Source organism: Nonomuraea sp. NPDC050202, from assembly GCF_040656115.1.
Lineage (GTDB): Bacteria > Actinomycetota > Actinomycetes > Streptosporangiales > Streptosporangiaceae > Nonomuraea.
The window spans coordinates 127520-144676 of record NZ_JBFALF010000006.1 but is presented as its reverse complement, the minus strand read 5'-3'; the positions used below and the strand labels follow the sequence as shown (position 1 = coordinate 144676).

16 protein-coding genes, 1 tRNA gene and 1 pseudogene are annotated in these 17157 nt (G+C 70.4%); 6 read left to right on the top strand and 12 right to left on the bottom strand.

The genetic code is table 11. From position 1 onward, the window contains the following. Positions 1–49 precede the first annotated feature (49 nt). Entirely contained in the window at positions 50–343 is a 294-nt protein-coding gene (locus AB0I79_RS19605) for a hypothetical protein (protein WP_357874696.1), read from the top strand. Positions 344–522: 179 nt separating this feature from the next. Continuing rightward, positions 523–595, top strand: a tRNA-Arg gene (locus AB0I79_RS19600). Between the two features lie 136 nt (positions 596–731). Here AB0I79_RS19600 and AB0I79_RS19595 read toward each other — a convergent pair. From AB0I79_RS19595 to AB0I79_RS19585, 3 genes are all read right to left on the bottom strand, one after another. After that, the gene (locus AB0I79_RS19595; protein ID WP_357874693.1) at positions 732–1409 is read right to left on the bottom strand and encodes a hypothetical protein; all 678 of its coding nucleotides are present in this window, start codon (positions 1407–1409) and stop codon (positions 732–734) included. A gap of 431 nt (positions 1410–1840) precedes the next feature. Beyond that, positions 1841–2518 (bottom strand): sulfotransferase domain-containing protein, encoded by a 678-nt coding sequence (locus tag AB0I79_RS19590; protein WP_357874690.1) that lies wholly within the window; start codon positions 2516–2518, stop codon positions 1841–1843. A 34-nt stretch (positions 2519–2552) separates the two neighbouring features. Beyond that, positions 2553–3458 (bottom strand): RDD family protein, encoded by a 906-nt coding sequence (locus AB0I79_RS19585; RefSeq protein ID WP_357874688.1) that lies wholly within the window; start codon positions 3456–3458, stop codon positions 2553–2555. A 475-nt stretch (positions 3459–3933) separates the two neighbouring features. Here AB0I79_RS19585 and AB0I79_RS19580 point away from each other — a divergent pair. Next, a pseudogene (locus AB0I79_RS19580) lies at positions 3934–4104 on the top strand (IS5/IS1182 family transposase); the annotation flags it as partial. Here AB0I79_RS19580 and AB0I79_RS19575 read toward each other — a convergent pair. After that, positions 4101–4850 (bottom strand): hypothetical protein, encoded by a 750-nt coding sequence (locus tag AB0I79_RS19575; protein WP_357874685.1) that lies wholly within the window; start codon positions 4848–4850, stop codon positions 4101–4103. The pseudogene AB0I79_RS19580 and the gene AB0I79_RS19575 sit on opposite strands and share 4 nt — an antisense overlap. Before the next feature lie 473 nt (positions 4851–5323). Then, entirely contained in the window at positions 5324–5941 is a 618-nt protein-coding gene (locus AB0I79_RS19570) for a helix-turn-helix domain-containing protein (protein WP_357874682.1), read from the bottom strand. Between AB0I79_RS19570 and AB0I79_RS19565 the strand changes: the two genes are divergently transcribed. Next, positions 5909–6385 carry a hypothetical protein gene (locus tag AB0I79_RS19565; RefSeq protein ID WP_357874679.1) on the top strand — a complete coding sequence of 159 codons (477 nt, stop codon included), beginning with the start codon at positions 5909–5911 and terminating at the stop codon, positions 6383–6385. The two genes, AB0I79_RS19570 and AB0I79_RS19565, sit on opposite strands and share 33 nt — an antisense overlap. 332 nt (positions 6386–6717) lie before the next feature. After that, entirely contained in the window at positions 6718–7131 is a 414-nt protein-coding gene (locus tag AB0I79_RS19560) for an ATP-binding protein (RefSeq protein WP_357874676.1), read from the top strand. 27 nt (positions 7132–7158) lie between these two features. Here AB0I79_RS19560 and AB0I79_RS19555 read toward each other — a convergent pair whose 3' ends face one another. The 3 genes from AB0I79_RS19555 to AB0I79_RS19545 all read right to left on the bottom strand — a co-directional run bounded on the left by AB0I79_RS19555 (position 7159) and on the right by AB0I79_RS19545 (position 9160). Further along, complete coding sequence (locus AB0I79_RS19555; RefSeq protein ID WP_357874673.1) at positions 7159–7959, bottom strand: GAF and ANTAR domain-containing protein; 801 nt, start codon at positions 7957–7959, stop codon at positions 7159–7161. 101 nt (positions 7960–8060) lie between these two features. Further along, positions 8061–8780: a GAF and ANTAR domain-containing protein gene (locus AB0I79_RS19550; RefSeq protein ID WP_357874670.1), complete on the bottom strand. Its 720-nt coding sequence runs from the start codon at positions 8778–8780 to the stop codon at positions 8061–8063. Positions 8781–8869: 89 nt separating this feature from the next. After that, positions 8870–9160: an STAS domain-containing protein gene (locus tag AB0I79_RS19545; protein ID WP_357874667.1), complete on the bottom strand. Its 291-nt coding sequence runs from the start codon at positions 9158–9160 to the stop codon at positions 8870–8872. Between the two features lie 354 nt (positions 9161–9514). Here AB0I79_RS19545 and AB0I79_RS19540 point away from each other — a divergent pair, with 354 nt between their 5' ends. Then, positions 9515–12733 carry a BTAD domain-containing putative transcriptional regulator gene (locus tag AB0I79_RS19540; protein ID WP_357874665.1) on the top strand — a complete coding sequence of 1073 codons (3219 nt, stop codon included), beginning with the start codon at positions 9515–9517 and terminating at the stop codon, positions 12731–12733. Here the strand turns inward: AB0I79_RS19540 and AB0I79_RS19535 are convergent. The 4 genes from AB0I79_RS19535 to AB0I79_RS19520 form a co-directional block, all read right to left on the bottom strand. Next, positions 12662–13498: an ABC transporter permease gene (locus AB0I79_RS19535; RefSeq protein ID WP_357874663.1), complete on the bottom strand. Its 837-nt coding sequence runs from the start codon at positions 13496–13498 to the stop codon at positions 12662–12664. The genes AB0I79_RS19540 and AB0I79_RS19535 overlap by 72 nt on opposite strands. After that, positions 13495–14499, bottom strand: a complete 1005-nt coding sequence (locus AB0I79_RS19530; RefSeq protein WP_357874661.1) for an ATP-binding cassette domain-containing protein — start codon at positions 14497–14499, stop codon at positions 13495–13497. The genes AB0I79_RS19535 and AB0I79_RS19530 overlap by 4 nt, the downstream gene beginning before the upstream one ends. Before the next feature lie 120 nt (positions 14500–14619). Then, positions 14620–15906 carry an HEXXH motif domain-containing protein gene (locus tag AB0I79_RS19525; protein WP_357874658.1) on the bottom strand — a complete coding sequence of 429 codons (1287 nt, stop codon included), beginning with the start codon at positions 15904–15906 and terminating at the stop codon, positions 14620–14622. Then, the gene (locus AB0I79_RS19520) at positions 15903–17156 is read right to left on the bottom strand and encodes an FxsB family cyclophane-forming radical SAM/SPASM peptide maturase (protein WP_357874656.1); all 1254 of its coding nucleotides are present in this window, start codon (positions 17154–17156) and stop codon (positions 15903–15905) included. The genes AB0I79_RS19525 and AB0I79_RS19520 overlap by 4 nt, the downstream gene beginning before the upstream one ends. Between the last annotated feature and the right edge of the window lies 1 nt (position 17157).

Sequence of the window (17157 nt, the reverse complement as noted above, 5' to 3'; positions counted from 1 at the left end):
CACAGGCGCAAGCCGCAGCAGGGGCAGGCCATGCCCCGATCCATCCGCCATGCCCGAGAACGCACCGGTTACGGCGCTACAAGCCCTTCAGCCCAGCCCGCGCCCTACGCCACCAACCCCGGCGGACGTCACCCACCTGAACACCGCCATCAAGAGCCTCCAGGCCGAGCTGTCCCAGGACCTCTCCGCCCTGAACGACGAGATCGGAGGTGTCAGAAGGCATTCGAACGACCACTTCACCAAGTTCCGCTCACAGATCGACGATCAGCACCACGCCGTCCACCGCAGACTCACCGACCTGGCACTGATGATCGACCGCCTGGCGAAGAAGCTGGACGCCTAGATCACCCTGGGCCCCTGACCCTCTTCGAGGGGCCCATCTCACCCTTAACCCCAGGTCAACGCCACGCGCGCCCACCTCAACCGCCTGGCGAACACCCCAAGCTCGAACCTGCGACCCCATGCTCGCCGATTCTGGTTCGAGGCACTCCTCAAAACCCGCTATGCTTGCTTACGCAGCGAGCGGCCGTAGCTCAATGGATAGAGCATCTGACTACGGATCAGAAGGTTAGGGGTTCGAGTCCTCTCGGCCGCGCAGCAGGTGAAAGGCCCTCCGGGATGATCCCGGAGGGCCTTTTCCGTGGCCGTACAGCAGTGTCGTACAGCAACACAGCCCGACACGGCCGATCCCCGGCGGACAGCTCATGCCGACGGGACGCCAGCCGCTCTACTCAGGCGCCGTCGAGGCCCTCTCGTAGACGGCGCACCCAATCCGCGGGGAAGACCTGCTCAAGCCGCTCCCTGCTGGTCTCCAACAACCCCTCCTTCGCCAAGGGGAGGAGGGCGCCGTCCTGGACGGCCTTGTGATTCTCGGGCGCAGGACAGATCAGGACGGCGAGAATCCGGCATCCTCGTTGAATCTCCTCGATCCCCGTCGTGTGGATCATGCTCTTGATGGGCTCCCATGCCGTCCGTACGGCAAGTCCCACCAGTGCATCGAGGAGGACACTGCGTCCTTCGGCTTCCCGAGACTGCAGGACGACCGTCGTCACGTACTCCGGGATTCGGTCGATGGCTTTCGAGAATTTCTCGATGGCCTCGGCCACGGCGACAAGAAGATCGCACCAGAAGTGATCAGTGAGTTGCTTTCTAGCCTTTCGGGGCTTAGTCCCACCGAACCGCTTATCGAGCTCCTGGATTACCGGGCCGGCAAGGATGTCTCCAATATCCTGAATACGGTCGATGGTGTCGGGGTTTTCGGATAGCCAGTCAACGAGGTCGACTGTGGCGCTATCGGTGGCTGCTATCTTTCTAGACTTTGGCGACTTCTGTTGAGCTTCGGCCCAGGCTTGATCATTGCCATCTCTCGCCTGCCGACGATCAGCGGGAGAAGGGTCTCGGGCCAACATGAGATCATTGGTCCAGCCATGTTGCGTCCCTCCGCAGGCGGAACACGCACAGCTGTGCCCCTTGGCCCGTTCACAGATCACAGGGTGCGTCATCCGCCCTCCGCTGCATCCGGCAGATAGTGAGCTGGAGCACCTCGCTGGAAGCCCCATTCTTTTGAATCACACGCAGCGGAAAGCGAAATGACCACCGTAGCCAGTCCGGCATATCCCTTCGGTTATGACGGGATCCGGTGCACACTTATAGGCCCTCTGGGATACCCCCAGAGGGCCTATAAGTGGTACCGAGAGATTAGTTATGTCTCGCTTGAACGGTCGAGGCTCTGATTGAGCCGGTCAAGCGCCTTACGGGTTTCGGGACTAGGGATCTGAGTGTAAATGTCCATGGTCATCGACGACCCTGGACCGGAAACGCAAAGGGGCGGACCTAGCCTTCACCCATCGCGTGAATACCCCAGCATCTTCATGGCCGTGACGTTGTCAGGGCGGGCCCAGAAGAGCTGGTGCAGCTCCTCTGACAGCTCGTCCGCGTGTGTGCCGGTCTGTCCTCTGCGGAAGAAGCCGTCATCGACCTGGTGGAGCTCTGCAAAGGTGGGAATGTGGGCATCAGGCAGTGGTCGTAGGGTCGGTGCCAGCGTGGCCAGCACCTTCTTGACGCTCCGTCGCGGTTCGCGGATCAGCTCCTCGTAGCGGAGCATCACGCGATGGGGTACGGGCGGATGTAGCCAGCTCAGTACGTTCTGGCCCCAACTGCCCGTCCCTGCCTCGTCACGACGGTTGATCATTGTGCGGATCTCGGCCCCGACATCAGGCCCACCGGTCAGGTGGGCCCATGACGTTATGGCGTCGCGGCCATCTCGGACGAGACAGATCGCGCGATCTTCTTCCCCGGCACGCTGCCGGTGCGTCTTGACGAAGTGCAGCTTCTCGGAGGCGCGCATCTCCTCGATCGAGGAGGGACGCTCCTCGTAGCCGATCATGTCGGGGCCAAGCCGCGCGGCCACGCCGTCGACGTCGTAGACGGTGGAGGTGCGCACGCCGTACAGCCGCCACAGGATGATGCGGAGGAAGGTGTTGCCTGATCGGGGAAACGAAGCGACCCAGATGATCACGGCCTCAACGGTAACGGCTTCGATCGCGCCGCAGCTACAGCAGATCGCGCACAACCCGAGTGCCAGCGAGGCGGTCGTGCAAGGTGCGGGCGGCCGGGTCGGCCACCGACCACAGAACGTCCACCAGGAGCACGGCCAGCCCGCACTGTGGCACGCAGGTGAGGACGGGGAAGACGAGCGCGCGGACCGCGGCCCTGCGCCAGCCCGGCCAGTGGCCGGTATCGGCGGAGACGACGCGGATGCGCATGAGCCGCTTGCCGAACGTCCGTCCTGTCAGGACGTAAAAGAACGCGGGCACAGCGACAAGCAGCGATGTCGGTTCGTTGGCCCTGAACCAGTTCAGGAGGCCGTAATCCAAGCTGCTGAACCCTCCCTCGAAGAAACCCAGGAAGGCGACGAAGATCAAGTAATCGAAGGTGAACGCCACCGCCCGGCGCCCGGCGAATCCACTCGGCCAGGTGTCCCTCGCGGTCCGGGTGGCCAGCAGCACCAGCAACGCGGAAAGCAAGAGGATCGACTCTGCAGGCCCGTAGGCGCGCGCCACGGTCGCGAACCACTCACCGCTGAGCACGGGGATCACCGAGCAGCCGTCCTCCGCCATGTACGAAGGGGTGGCCGGTCCAACTATCGCGAGAAGGACGAGGAGGCCGGCCACCCGGTAACCGATGATCGCCCTGTTCCCGGTGGCGGCCGACATCAGGAACCCCGTGAGGACGAGGATGGAGGGCACGCCCCATACGACGGCCAGGTTCGCGATCTCATAGGCGTCCCCCAGAGACACCGACGCCAGGCTGGTGAGGCTGAAGCCGCCGGTGTCAAACAACCCCACGCAGCCGAGGACGGCATAGGAGGACCCGTACTCGACTTGCCAGGCGCCCCAGGTCGAGTACGCTGCGGCGGCTAGGGCGGCCGCCCAAGCGAGGTGGGCCAATCGCGACAAGATGATCTCCGTTTCCGCGACACCCTAGCGGTATGGGCAACACTCCATATCCACCCGTGGCACCGTGGTGGTGTCGTTGATCGGGTAAGTTCCCAAGGCCCAGAGCGGCTCGTGTCCGTGATCCAGCGTTTCGGCTGGTCACGAACGTCAAACGCCGCCCGCGGTTCATGCGCCAAGCAACGGAACACACCGGGCGACCTCGCCTCAGGGCGCGGTGAGAAGTTCAGCGCCCGTACGGTCCTCCCAGTGGAGTGCCGGTGAGGGTGACGGCGATGACCTGGTCTCCGAGCCTGTAGCCCTTGCCTGCGCAGGCTCATTCGAGGAAGGCACCGTCCTCCTCGAAGGGCTGAGTAGGGCAGGCTGGTCAGGAGCGGGGCGGTGGCATGGCAACATGCCGCCGCTACCCGACAAGTACCGCCGCCTGGACCGCGAGCTGCGGATCCCCCCGCTGATCATCCGCTGCGGCACCGAACTCGGCTCCGGCCTAGGTGATCAGTACTGGGTCGTCGACCTTTGCCCTGCTGCGCGTCTTTCGCCGCCTGCACATCCGCGGACAGGTCCGCGCCGACATCCACGAAGCTTCCTCAAGCGAGCCTGCGCCCTCATCTGCTGGCGACGCCTCACCTCATTGCGGGAGCAGCTCTAAACCACCTTCGACGAGGGCACCGTCCAGGTGTTGCAGGACCCCGGGTCGCCGGTGCGGAAACCGGTCCGGATCCAATGCTTGACGTTGTCGTCCCGGACGTACCCCAGGACCTGGTTCCAATCCTCGGTGGTCCTGCCCTTGATCGGCCAGACGCTCTGGATGAAGGCGCCACCCAGACATTCGACCTGCAGGTACATGCGCCGGAGCTGCTCCTGGTGCTCGGCTTTGCTACCGGCCCTGAGGTCTTCGCCGGCGTCGTAAAGGCCGGTCAGCTTCTGCACGTGGTAGCCGTACATCAGCGCGGCCTCGTTGAGGAGCAGGAGGTCGGACGGAGACGCAAGCCAGGAAGGGCCGAGTTTGAACGACAGCGTGCGGTCCCAGTCGCAGTACCACACCTCGGAATCCCGGCTGCTCTCCTCGTCGGAACCGCAGTAGTTCTTGGGCAGGCGCTTCACGTACCGGACTTTGACCGGCTCATACGGCAGGCCGGCCTTTTTCAGATACGGCCCCCACGTGTTCTCCAGGCAGCGGATGACCTCGTCGATGTAGGCGCGGGCCTGCTCGGAATTGTACGGCTCAATCGGCAGCTCGTCGCATGTCGTCGGCGGCAGCGGGCCCGCCTCGTACAGGGCGTTCTTGGTGAGGACGGGGTTTTTCACGGGAAATGCCGAGGCATCCGCGGACGCCGTTCCGGCTAAGGGGGTGATCAGGGCGCTGGCGAGCGCCGCGATCTTAAGGAGCTTCACGTCGGGCGACAATAGGGCTCCTGTAGATGGCCGGTCAACGTCCGGCAGCGTCTCGGCGCCCCACGCGGGCCGGTTGAGTCTTCCATTTCCTCGGAAGAGAGCCAGATGCCTTCCCTGCTCCGCCGGAGATTCAGGAATGCGCAGGTCGTTTCTGCACCGGCTGGATTCCGCGCAATATGGTCGTCGACGGCCATGACGCGCCGTCCTTCGGCGGCTGCCCCGGCAGGGATGCGTGAGGGGAACGGCCTACCGAACTCACTCCAGGCCTCCAGCACCTGGAGACCGGCCGCTTCCTGGCGCACGACGGCCGAGTTGTGCGGCGTGGGCCGCTCGGCTGTTCATCGCTGGATGGCGCGAGGCGGGGGACGGCCGCGGCTACCTGAGCGCTGCACGAGGGTGGGGACCTCGCGTGCTCGCCTACCTGAGCGCTGCACGAGAGCGGGGACCTCGCGTGCTCGCCCACGGCCACTTGCTCACCCCGTGTCCCCCTCAGGGCCGGAAGCGGTACGGGTGAGGCGGACCATGGCCCGGTACAGGGCCGTGGGTGCGGGGGCCGGATCCAGCGGGGGCAGGTCGGCGCCGGGGGCGGCGTAGGCGCGCAGCATCTGGCCGACCAGGCGGCGCCACGCGTCGGGGGCGGCGTCCCCGGCGGCGGCGATGACGCCGGCGTTGGCCATCAGCAGGATGGGCATGTCCCGGTCGGTGAAGTCCTCGCGCAGGTGGCCGGTGGCCTTGGCGCGGGCGATGAGGTCGAGGAAGCTGTGGTAGGCCTCGGCGCGGCGCTTCTCCAGGGCTTTGGCGGCGGGGAAGGTCATGGCCAGCACTTCGGCGAAGCCGCGGTCGGCGGCCTGCATGGCGCAGACGGCCTGGACGTAGCCGACGAAGCCGTGCCAGGGGTCGGGGTCGGCCAGAGCCTCGGCGACGGCGGCGGCGTAGGCGTCCATGCGGTCGGCGAAGACGGCGTTGATGAGTTCTTCGCGGGTGGCGAAGCGGCGCGACAGGGTGGCCTTGCCGACGCCGGCGGCGCGGGCGATGCAGGCCATGGAGACGCCGAGGCCGTGGCTGGCGAACAGGCGGCGGGCGGCGGCCACGATGCGTTCGCGGTTGCGTTCGGCGTCGGCGCGCAGCCCCGGTCCGGGCTGCTCGCCGGAAGGCTCAGGGGCGTCGGCGGCGCCGGCCGCATCGCCACCGCCCCGCGCAAGGAGTTCGCCGAGGCCGCCGCCGTCGTGCTCAGCACGCCCGGCCACGAGGGCAGGGCCTACGAGCTGTCCGGCGACGTCGCCTGGTCGTTCGACGAGTTCGCCACCACCGCGCAGGAACTGCTCGGCACCCCCGTGCGCTACCAGTCGCTCACCTCCGAGAACGAACGCGAGCAGCTCCTCGCCCTCGGCCTCGACGAAGGCACCGCGGACTTCATGGTCATGCTCAACGCCGACATGCGCGACGGCGCCATGGCCGCCACACCGGGCGACCTGGCGCGGCTCATCGGCCGCCCGGCCGAGCCGCTGGCCGAGACCATGAAGACGTGGCTGTGACCCGCTGACCGAGCCGGAGCACGAGGTGACCGCGCCGAGATCCAAGTCCGGGACGCCGCCCCCTGTTTCTGCCTGGCTCGGCGGATCAGACCCTGCCGGCGGTTGATCGCTCCGGCCAAGGGCATGATGGAGGCAAGCACTGGCTGCCCCAGACCCCAGCGGTCCCATTCCGTTGTGAAGGACCGTGATAACGGTGGCCGGCCGACGCCCGTCCCCTGGCTCAGCAGCCGAGACAGTTCTGCGGACCCACACCCGCGGCGACGACCGCGTCACGGCGGTCAAGAGACAGCGGCCGTTACCGGCCTCTCCACTGCGAGCGGAGGGGAGGCCAGATGACCGGCTTCCTGAACGGTGACCGGCAGTCACTGCTGGCCTGCCGCTTCACGCACACGGATCTGCCCAGGCTGCGCCACATGGTGGCCTGGCAGGCCGCCCGCGCGGGACTGGCCGGGATGCGGTGGGACGACTTCGTGCTGGCGGTCCATGAGGGGTCGGTGAACGCTGTCGGTCACGGCGGCGGAACGGGGCGGCTCCGGCTGTGGCGCAACGAGGCAGCGTTGTGCTGCCAGATCAGCGACGACGGGCCGGGCGCTCTGGCCGGCCGCCTGGACGGGACCGCGGTGCCCGAACCGGACAGCACCGGCGGGCGGGGCATGTGGCTGATCCGGCAGCTCGCCGACGAGATCACTTTCGCCAGCGGCGCGGAAGGCACGTTGTTGTGGATCGCCTTCCGTCTGCCGGGCTGATGCCGCCCGCACCGGGTCCGGGCGGGATCAGCCCTCGGCCGAGGGCGTGGCGGGGCCGTTCCCCCGCTGCGGCGAGAAGTCACCGGTGGAGCCAGGCGGCGGGACGTCGCTGGTGCGCGCCACCACCGCGCGGGCCAGCTCGGTCAGGTTCTGCTGGTTGCTGCGGGCGTGCCGGCGCAACAGGCCGAACGCCTCTTCGACGGGCAGGTCGTGCCGCTCGCCGAGCATGCCCTTGGCCTGCTCGATGACCACCCGGCTGTTCAGGGCGTACTCGAGTTGCTCGACAAGGATCTGGCTCTCGCGGATGGCACGTTCCTGCAGCAGGCCGATGGTGGCGATGTCGGCCATCGCCTGGGCGAGGGCGGCCGTGTCGCCGTCCAGCTCGCCGGGCGCGGAGCGGAACAGGTTCATCGCGCCGACGACCTGGTCGCGCAGCCGCATCGGCAGTGCGCTCACGGCGCGAAAACCCGCCAGATGGGCCCGCTCGGCGAACCGCGGCCACGAGGCGGTGGCCGCGGTGCCGCTCAGGTCGGCGCAGTGCACCGCCCGGCCGGAGCGGAAGGAGTCGAGGCACGGCCCTTGGTCGCTCTGCAGCTGGAACAGCTCCAGCAGCCGGGTCTGCTCGCTGGAGGCGCCCACCAGTTGCAGGTTGCCGTGCTGGTCGGTGATCAGCAGGCCAGCGGCGTCCACGCCGAGCAGCCCGACGCACTGCTCGGTCAGGCCGTGCATGAACTCGATGAGATCGAACCCGCTCACCAGCGTGTCGGCCAGCGTGATGAACGCCTTGGCCAGCCGGTGTTCCGGTTGGCGGGACGCGGAAGTCTCCACCTTCGGCAGCCTACGCCCGTCCACAGCCTGTGGGCAGAGCACAGCCGCATCACCGTCTCATGGCCGTGCGCGCTGGGGAGGGGGCGCCTGCCGCCGGGGGCTCAGCTTCGCTGCTCGGAGAACCGCAAGGTGTGCGCAAGTACCTTCTGGGCCACCTGGGTCAGCGGCTCGTCGGCGGCCAGCGCGTGGGCTCGCAGCCGGATCAGCGCCTCCTCCACCGTGCAGTCGGCCTGCACCGCCACGACGCCGGTGGCCTGGTGGATCTCCGGCCCCAGAGCCAGCGTCCGGACCGGCAGCGCCTCTCCCTCCCCGTTGACGGTGACCAGGTTGAGCAGCAGCAGCAGGGCCGCGTCGGCGAAGTACCGGGCCGTGCGCTGCTCGGACTCCTCCAGCATCCGCGGCCGGTCCTGGCACAGCACCAGCACGCCCACGCTGTCCGGGCCGGCCAGCAGCGGGAAGGCGAAGACCGCCCGCACCCGCGCCGTCTGGCTCAGCGCGGTGAACAGCGGCCAGCGCGCCTGGGCCTCCCGCCGGTGCAGATCGGCGACCAGCACCGGCTCGCGATCGTTGACCGCGTCCACGCACGGCCCGTCCCCGCTGGTCAGCTCCGCCTCCAGCAGGTCATGCCCCAACCGGCCCTCGGCGTGCACCGGTGTCAGCCGCATCCCGGGAACGCCGCTGACCGCCGAGAGCCCGGCCCCGGTCACCCGCAGCGAGTCCACGCACGCCACGCACACGTTGCCCACCGAGACCGGCGCCCTGCGTGCCGCCGCCGCTGTTCCGATCAACGCCCAGACGCGCAGCCCATGTTCGTCGTCCACCTGCCGTGACCGCCCGCCTCGCGTCCGGAGGACACGTAGCCTTCACCGTACGCCGCCCAACCGATCCGGCGCCCAGCAGATTCAGGTGGTCACAGCAGAACCCGGTCCAGCCCGGTCAGCCGCAGCAGCCGCACCATGCGGGCCGGCACCGCCACCAGCCGCAGCCGCCGTTCCGCGAGCCCGGCCAGGCCCCGGCAGACCACAAGCGCCGACAGCCCTTGGGCGTCGATGAACGACACCCCGGCCACATCCAGCACCACGTCGGCACCGCGTACCAGCAGTGCCTGGCGCACCGCCGCACACAGCACCGGCTTTCCGGCCACGTCCAGCTCGCCGCACACCACCAGCGTGCCCGGCTGCCGGCCATCTCGAATCGTCACACCCTGCACCGCCGCTCCCACCCCTGCACGAGGGGGCCAGGCGAGACACCCCCTCCGGCGTCCCGCCTGGGGCTTGCACACCCCGCGGACCCGCCGCCTCGACGCCGGCCCTCTGGTCTCCCCACCAGCGAGCCCGCCTTGTGAGGTGCGTGTCGCAAGGTCTGGGCGGCACGGGCAGGCCCGGGCACAGCCCGCCTGCCACACGACCGAAATATCACTAATCGCTATCGGTCGCACACGAAGAGAAGCATACTGTCGAACCCCACGACTCCATGGCGTAACCCACCAATTCTCCACGCGGACCACCCGCATCGACTCGACGGCCAAGGGCCCGCCGGTCCGTAAGCTGAGGGTGTGTCCCCCGCACTGGTCCTGCTCGACGGCGTCCGCTGGCAGGGTGTGCGCGTGGTCGGCGACCGCGCGCACACCCTGCTGGCGGTGCTCGCCCTCCACGGCCGTGCGGGGGTCGGTGACGAGCGGCTGGTCGAGGAGCTGTGGCCCGACGAGGCGCCGGCCAACCCGACGAAGGCGCTGCAGGTGGTCGTCTCGCGGACCAGGGCGGCGACCCGCGCCGACGTCGTGGAGCGGATCCCGCGGGGGTACCGGCTCGGGCTGGGCGCAGACCAGGTGGACGCGTTGCTGCTCGGCCTGCTGGTGGAGCGGGCACGGGCGGCACTGGGCGCGGACGACGTGGCGTCGGCGCGGCGCCGTGCCGAAGAGGCCATGGCTCTGGCGGCGGGCGGTCCGGACGGCGCCACGGGCGCGCTCGCCGAGTTGAGGGGCGTCGCGGGCGGGTGGGCGGCCGAGGCACGGCGGGTGGCGGCGATCGCGCAGGGACGGAGCGGCGCTCACGAGAGCGCGTTGCCGCTGCTGGAGGAGGCCGCCGGCGAGCGGCCGCACGACGAGGAGCTGCTCGCCTGCCTGCTGCGCAGCGAGGCCGCCGTACGAGGCGCCGCCGCGGCGCTGGAGCGCTACGAGCGGTATCGCGCGGGGCTGGTCGCGCGGCTCGGCGCCGAACCGGGACCCGAGCTCGCCCGCGTGTACGCCGAGCTCCTCGTCGCCGATCGGCCGGTACGCCAGGGCATCCTGTTCGACGGCTCCTCGCTGCTCGGCCGCGACGACGACATCCGGGCGGTGCACGCCCTGCTGCAGACCCATCGGGTGGTCTCCATCGTCGGCCCCGGCGGGCTGGGCAAGACGCGGCTGGCCCATGTGGCCGGCAGGAAGGCCGCCCAGCCCGTCGCCCACTTCGTCGAGCTGGTCGGCGTCTCCTCGCCGGAGGGTGTGGTGGGCGAGGTGGGCTCGGCGCTGGGGGTGCGGGACTCCGTGGGCGGGCGTCATGTGCTGACCGCCCAGCAGCGGGCCGACGTCCGCGCGCGGATCGCCCAGCAGCTCGACCAGACTCCGGCGCTGCTGATCCTGGACAACTGCGAGCACGTGATCGAGGCCGTGGCGGATCTGGTCGGGTTCCTGACCGTGTCGACCCGCGACCTGCGGGTGCTCACCACCTCGCGCGCTCCCTTGTCGATCCCCGCCGAGCGCGTCTACCTGCTCGGCGAGCTGCCCGAGGACGACGCCGTCGAGCTGTTCCGCCAGCGTGCCACGGCCGCCCGCCCCGGTGTGCGGATCGACGACGGGGTGGTCGGGAAGGTCGTCGCCCGCCTCGACGGGCTGCCGCTCGCGATCGAGCTGGCGGCGGCCAAGGTGCGGGTGATGTCGGTGGAGGAGATCGCCCGGCGGCTGGCGGACCGGTTCGCGCTGCTGCGCGGCGGGAACCGGACGGCTCCCGGCCGGCACCGGACGCTGCTGGCGGTCATCGACTGGTCGTGGAACCTGCTGGCCGAGCCGGAGCGGCGGGCGTTGCGGTGGTTGTCGCTGTTCGGCGACGGTTTCACGCTGGAGGCGGCCGAGCACGTGCTCGGCCCGGACGCGCTGCACGTCCTGGACGCGCTGACCGAGCAGTCGATGCTGAGCGTCCGCGAGACCGCGTACGGCCTGCGCTACCGGATGCTGGAGACCGTTCGTGAGTTCGGCCGGATGCGGCTGAAGGAGGCCGGCGAGGAGGAGCCGGCCCGGGCGGCGCAGCGGGCCTGGGCGACGGAGTACGCGCTCCGGCACGCCTCCGTGCTGTTCAGCCCCGCGCAGTTCGCGGCGGCCGACGCGTTGCGCGCCGAGGAGGGCAACCTCGCCGACCTGCTCCGGCAGGCTCTCGGCGAGTCGGATCCGGTCACGACGGTCCAGTTGCTGGCCGGGGTCGGCGCGCTGTGGTCGATCCGCGGCGACCACCTCCGGATCATCGCCCACCGCGAGGCGATCGTCCAGGTGATCACCGGCTGGTGGCCGCCGCCGCACCTCGTCGAGGTGACCAGGGCCGCCGTGTTGATCACGCTGATGAACGTCCTCGTCGCCACTGACCGCCGCGACGATCCGCTGCGCGACCTGCTCCGCACGCTGCCCACCAGCGACGCGACGGATCCCCGCATCTCGGCGATGGCCAGGGTGGCGCTCGCCTGCCACACGACCGACGGCGCCGAGATGCACCGCCGGCTGGCGGAGCTGCGCCGCAGCGCCGACCCCGACGTGCTCAGGGCGGCGACGCACGCGAGTGTGCACGTCCTGGAGAACGCGGGCGACATGCGCGGGGCGATCGAGGTGGCCGAGCGGACGCTGTCGTTGGTGACGGAGGACGAGGGAGCGTGGTTCCCGGCGATGACGCACGCCGTGCTGGCGCACCTGGTCATGCAGCTCGGCGACCGGCGGCGGGCGGTGGAGCACGCGCGCGTCGCCATCCCGGTGCTGAGCCGGCTCGGCGCCGCCGACGACGAGACCCAGCTGCGCACGGTGCTGCTGACCTCCGCGCTGGCCGACGGCGACCTCGACACCGCGCAGGCCGAGCTCGCCGCGATCGAGCGGATCAACGACAGGGAGGTCGTGCTCGGCGGGGTGGCGATGGTCTCGCTGTGCGCGGCCGAGGTCGCGCTCGCCCGCGGTGAGACGGCCGCCGCGCTCGAGGAGTACCGCACGGCCGTCCACCGGGCGCGCGGCCTGCGCCTGCCCGGGGTGCCGCTGACGGAGTGCACGCCGTGGATGCTCGTGGCCGAGTCGGCCGCGCTGACGGCGTACGCGTACCACGCCCCGCCGGAGGACGTCCGGTACGGCGCGGAGCTGTTCGCCACCATCTGCGGATACAACGTGCTGAGCGTGGACGACCCCGCCCTCGACTACCCGCTGTGCGGCGTGATGCTCTTCGCCCTCGGCGCCTGGGGGCTGCTGCGGGAGGCCATGCCCCCCGGCGACGCGATCGGGCTGCTGGTGCTGGCCGAGCGGTTCGCGTACAACAGCACCACGCCCAGCATGGCGTTCGAGCGCATCGAACCGTACGCGGAGCTGGCCGCGCCCGGGATGATCGACGCCAGGCGGGCCGAGTACGGCGACCGGCGCGGCTACGACCTGCTCGACGAGGCGCGCGAGCTCGTCGAGCGGGTGCGTGACAGGGGCGGGTCACATGTGGCGCTTGTAGCTGCGCACCGACAGCGGCGCGAAGATCGCGATGACGACCAGGGACGCCAGTAGCGTCCAGGCCACCTCGCCGCTGACGAGCGCGCTGTTGGCGAGGTCGCGGGCGGCCGTGACCAGGTGCGAGACGGGGTTGATCCGGACGAACGCCGCCAGCCAGCCGGGCAGCGTCTCGACGGGCACGAACGCGTTCGACAGGAACGTCAGCGGGAACAAGATCATCATGGAGATGCCCTGGACGGCCTGGGCGCTGCGGGCGATCGTGCCGACCCAGGTGAAGACCCACGCCAGCGACCACCCGGTGAAGATGGCGAGCAGGATCGCGGCGAGCACGCCGACCGCCCCGCCACCCGGGCGGTAGCCCATCACCAGGCCCATGCCGAAGGTCAGCGTGGCCGCGATCGTGTACCGCAGCAGGTCGGCCACCATCGGGCCGGCGAGCGGCGCGATCCGGGCGATCGGCAACGACTTGAACCGGTCGAAGACGCCCTTCTCCATGTCCTCGCGGAGCTGCGTGCCCGTGGCCATGCACGTCGTCAGCACGGTCTGGGCGAGGATGCCGGGGACCATCAGGGGCAGGTAGCTCTCCACGTCGCCCGCGATGGCGCCGCCGAAGATGAAGGCGAACATCGCGGTGAACAGGATGGGCTGCAGCGCCACGTCGAAGAACTGCTCCGGGTTCCTGCGCATCTTCTTCAGCGCCCGCCACGCCATCGTCAGCGTCTGGCCGACCGTCTCCCCGAGCGAGACGCGCCGCCGGGCGGCGGCCACGCGGTCGGCGGCCCGGACCGCCTCGCGGGCGGGTGCGATCGTGGTCGTCATCGGCTCTCCTCCGTACCGCTCTGGCCGTCCCCGTCGGTCTCGTGACCGGTGAGGACCAGGAACACCTCGTCCAGGCTGGGCTTGGCCACGCTCACCGAGATGATCGACACCCCGGCGGTACGCAGCGCGATCAGCACGTCCGCGGCCAGGTCGGCCTGGTCGAGCGCGACGTTGAGCCGGCCCTGCTCGGGGCTGAGCACCGGCTCGGAGCCGAGCACGCGCCGCACGACCTCCACGGCGGCGGGCACCTCGCCGGGTTCGGCGAGCAGCAGCTGGAGGGTGGAGTTGCCGACCGCGGTCTTCAGCTCGTCGGGGGTGCCCTCGGCGACCTTGCGGCCGTGGTCGATGACGGCGACGCGGTCGGCGAGCTGGTCGGCCTCGTCCAGGTACTGCGTGGTCAGCAGCACCGTGCAGCCGTCGGCGACCAGGCCGCGGATGGTGTCCCACATCTGGCCGCGGGTGCGCGGGTCGAGACCGGTGGTGGGCTCGTCGAGGAAGATGAGCGGCGGCCTGGTGATCAGGCTGGCGGCCAGGTCGAGTCGCCGGCGCATGCCGCCGGAGAACTGCGCGATGGGTTTGTCGGCGGCCTTCTCCAGGCCGAACTGGCCCAGCAGGTCGATGGCGATGCGCCGGGCGCGCGGCGCGGCGATGCCTTGCAGGCGGCTGAAGAGCCAGAGGTTCTCGCGGGCGGTCAGGTTCTCGTCGACCGAGGCGTACTGTCCGGTGACGCCGACGAGCTGGCGGATCACGTGCGGGTTGCCGGCCACGTCGACGCCGAAGATCTCGGCGCTGCCCGCGTCGATCGTCAGGAGGGTGGCCAGCATCCGCAGTGTCGTGGTCTTGCCGGCGCCGTTCGGGCCGAGCACGCCGAAGATCTCACCGGGGCGGACGTGCAGGTCGATCCCGTCGACGGCGCGGTGCTCGCCGAACGACTTCGCCAGCCCTTGCGTCCGTACGGCCAGATCGCCGCCCCCGGTACGTCCGAGTTCTGCGATGTTCATGGCTTTACTGTCGGCGGCGGCGGTTTCACGGCGCCCTCACGTGGTTTCACCGGCTCTCATGGCCGATGACGCCACGCACGGGGTGCCGCCGTGGGCGGGCCTCCGGTGGGCGGCCTCTGGTCAGGCGTCCCGCGCGTTGCGTTCCCGCCACAGGGAACGATGGCGGTCGGCGGCCCCCTCAGCCAGGGTGGCCGCGGCGGCCGGCACCGGCTCGCGGGCCCACTCGTCCAGCCGCCGCGCCATTCCGCTCACGAAGCTCACCCCCGGCGGGGTCAGCGCGCCGCTGTCGAGCAGCGTGCCGGCCACCAGGCGGGCCGCGGAGCGCCAGCGGGCGAACTCCGCGTTCGCCCTGACCGCCGACTCGCCGCTCTCGTGGTGCCGCTGGCGCTCCCAGAAGTCCGTGACCCCCACGTAGGCGTAGGTGCCCTGCAGCAGGCCCGCGGCGGGCCGGGGGTCCGGGCGCCACGGCGCGTAGTAGCGGGAGCCGTTGTCGGGCCTGGTCAGGGGCACGATGTCGAGCAGCGCCGAGAGCTTGGCGTGCTGCGTCTCGTGCGCCAGCGTGACCGCCAGCGCGTGGGCGTCGGGCGGCGTGGACATGGCGATGCAGCCGAACGTCTCGCGCGAGGTGGCGCTGGACATCCCGTTGGGCGGGGGCGACAAGGGGGTGAGGACGGTGATGGCCGCCGACACCTGCCTGGCCATGGGGAGATGGTTGCGGACCAGCAGGTCCCAGCCGTCGTCCAGGATGCTCTGCCAGAGACCGGCCTCCTGCGGGGTCAGGGGGTCGCGCAGGGCGCCGGAGCCAGGCATGCGGTGCGGGTCGAGGTCGTCGACGATCACGTCGAGGTGCTCGCCGGCGGCCCGGGCGGACAGGTGGCGCAGCGGCCGCCAGCCTGGCTCGTCCTGGCTGATCTGCAGGAACCTGCCGCCCGTAGAGACCTCCGCGCCGTCGGCCGAGCAGTGCACGGTCACCGTGGTGACGCCGGGGCCGACGGTGAGCTGGCCGAGCGAGGGCAGGTTGAGCACGCCGCCCACCACGGCGACGTCGAGGTCGCAGGCGAAGCGCGCGCGGATGGCCGCGGCCGCGGCGAGCGCGCACATCTGCTCGGGGGTCTCGAGCGTCTGGATCGTGTGGCGGGCCCAGGCGCCCACGGAGGGGTGGTGGAGCACGGCGTTGACCGCCTCCGGGTGCGAGACCTGGACGCTGGCGAGCAGGTCGTAGGCCCGGCGCACCTCCGGCCAGCAGGCGTGGCCGGCGTTGCGAGTGGTTTCCAGGACTCCCCGCAGCAGGAGAAGGTGCCTGCTGCGCTGGGCGGCCTTGAGCCGCTCGACCGTGTCCGTCCCGCCGGCGCCCGAGGCGAGCTCGTCGAAGGCCGCGGCCGGGATGCGGTGCTCTGCGAGGTTCATCGGCGGTCCTTCTGCAGTGCTGTGAGGTCACGCTTGATCGTGTCCGCGACGTGGGTGATGAGTCGCAGCAGGTCGGCGCAGTAGACCGACGGGTTGAGAAATCCGCTGCCAGGCCGATAGCGATGAGCATAGTGGCCGCCGCCGCAGACGCGGGCGACCGGACAGGCCCTGCACGTGGCGCAGAGCCCGGCCCAGCCGATCTGGCGTGCGGCGATGGAAGGCAGCGTGAGCACCTCGTCGAAGGAGTTGCGCAGGACGTGGAACCCGGTGCCCGGAGCGCCCGCGTAGGCGGACTTCAGGATGTCCGACTGCTCGATCTCGCCGTCGGTCTCGACGACCACCATGGCGGTGGGTGACAGGCCGACCTGTTCGCTGGCCGACCGCCCGCCGACCAGCAGGAAGATGATCTCGTCGAACAGGCGCACGTTCGTGGGCCTGGCGGGCGCGGCGTACCAGTGGTCGAAGACCGCGATCAGCCAGTCCGCGTACGGCGTGCCGCCGCCGTCGCCGCCGCTGCCGTCGTCGCCCAGCCCCGGCGGCGGCTGCGACCAGGTGCCGTGGGGCAGCAGGAAGTCGATGGTGGGCGGGCCGAAGGCGAGCAGTGCCTGGTAGGTCTCCAGCGGGTCGTTACGCAGGTCGACGGTGCACAGCAGGCCCCGGAACAGCCGCTCGAAGGGCTGCTCGGTCAGCAGCCGCAGGCCGGCGGCCACCTTGTCGTGGCTGCCGCGGCCGTCGGCGGTCCTGCGGCTGCGGTCGTGCGCGCGCCGGTCGCCGTCCAGGCTGACCCCGACGCCGATGTCGAGCCGGTCGAACAGGCGCAGGTACGTCCTGTCCAGCCTGACCGCGTTGGTCTGCACGGTCACGGCGACAGGCGCGCCGACCGCGTCGCGTACGGTCGTGACCAGCCGGTCGATCTCCTCGGGGCGCACCAGGAGGGGCTCGCCGCCGTGCAGGACGAGTTCGACCGAGGGGAGGTCGTGGTCGCGTACGTGCTCGGCGATCCGCGCCGCCACCGCCCGCACCACCTCGGACGCCATCCGCAGCGGGCGTGCGCGCCAGCTCTGGTCGGCCATCTCGTACATGTAGCAGTACGTGCAGGCGAGGTCGCACCTGCTGTGGATCTTCAGGACGAACTGCCTGAAGGGGGTCGGCCGCCAGCCGCTCTCGACGAGCGCGGCCAGGTCGAGTGTTAGCGGCCACTCAGGCAAGGTCGGCCGGCCCGCGCGTCTGGTGTCATGGCCGTCGAGCATA

Bases quoted from the DNA above. Each gene is read 5' to 3' on its own strand.
- AB0I79_RS19520 (WP_357874656.1), bottom strand. From the start codon at position 17,156: ATGCTCGACGGCCATGACACCAGACGCGCGGGCCGGCCGACCTTGCCT.
- AB0I79_RS19535 (WP_357874663.1), bottom strand. From the start codon at position 13,498: ATGACGACCACGATCGCACCCGCCCGCGAGGCGGTCCGGGCCGCCGAC.
- AB0I79_RS19605 (WP_357874696.1), top strand. From the start codon at position 50: ATGCCCGAGAACGCACCGGTTACGGCGCTACAAGCCCTTCAGCCCAGC.
- AB0I79_RS19525 (WP_357874658.1), bottom strand. From the start codon at position 15,906: ATGAACCTCGCAGAGCACCGCATCCCGGCCGCGGCCTTCGACGAGCTC.
- AB0I79_RS19595 (WP_357874693.1), bottom strand. From the start codon at position 1,409: ATGTTGGCCCGAGACCCTTCTCCCGCTGATCGTCGGCAGGCGAGAGAT.
- AB0I79_RS19560 (WP_357874676.1), top strand. From the start codon at position 6,718: ATGACCGGCTTCCTGAACGGTGACCGGCAGTCACTGCTGGCCTGCCGC.
- AB0I79_RS19530 (WP_357874661.1), bottom strand. From the start codon at position 14,499: ATGAACATCGCAGAACTCGGACGTACCGGGGGCGGCGATCTGGCCGTA.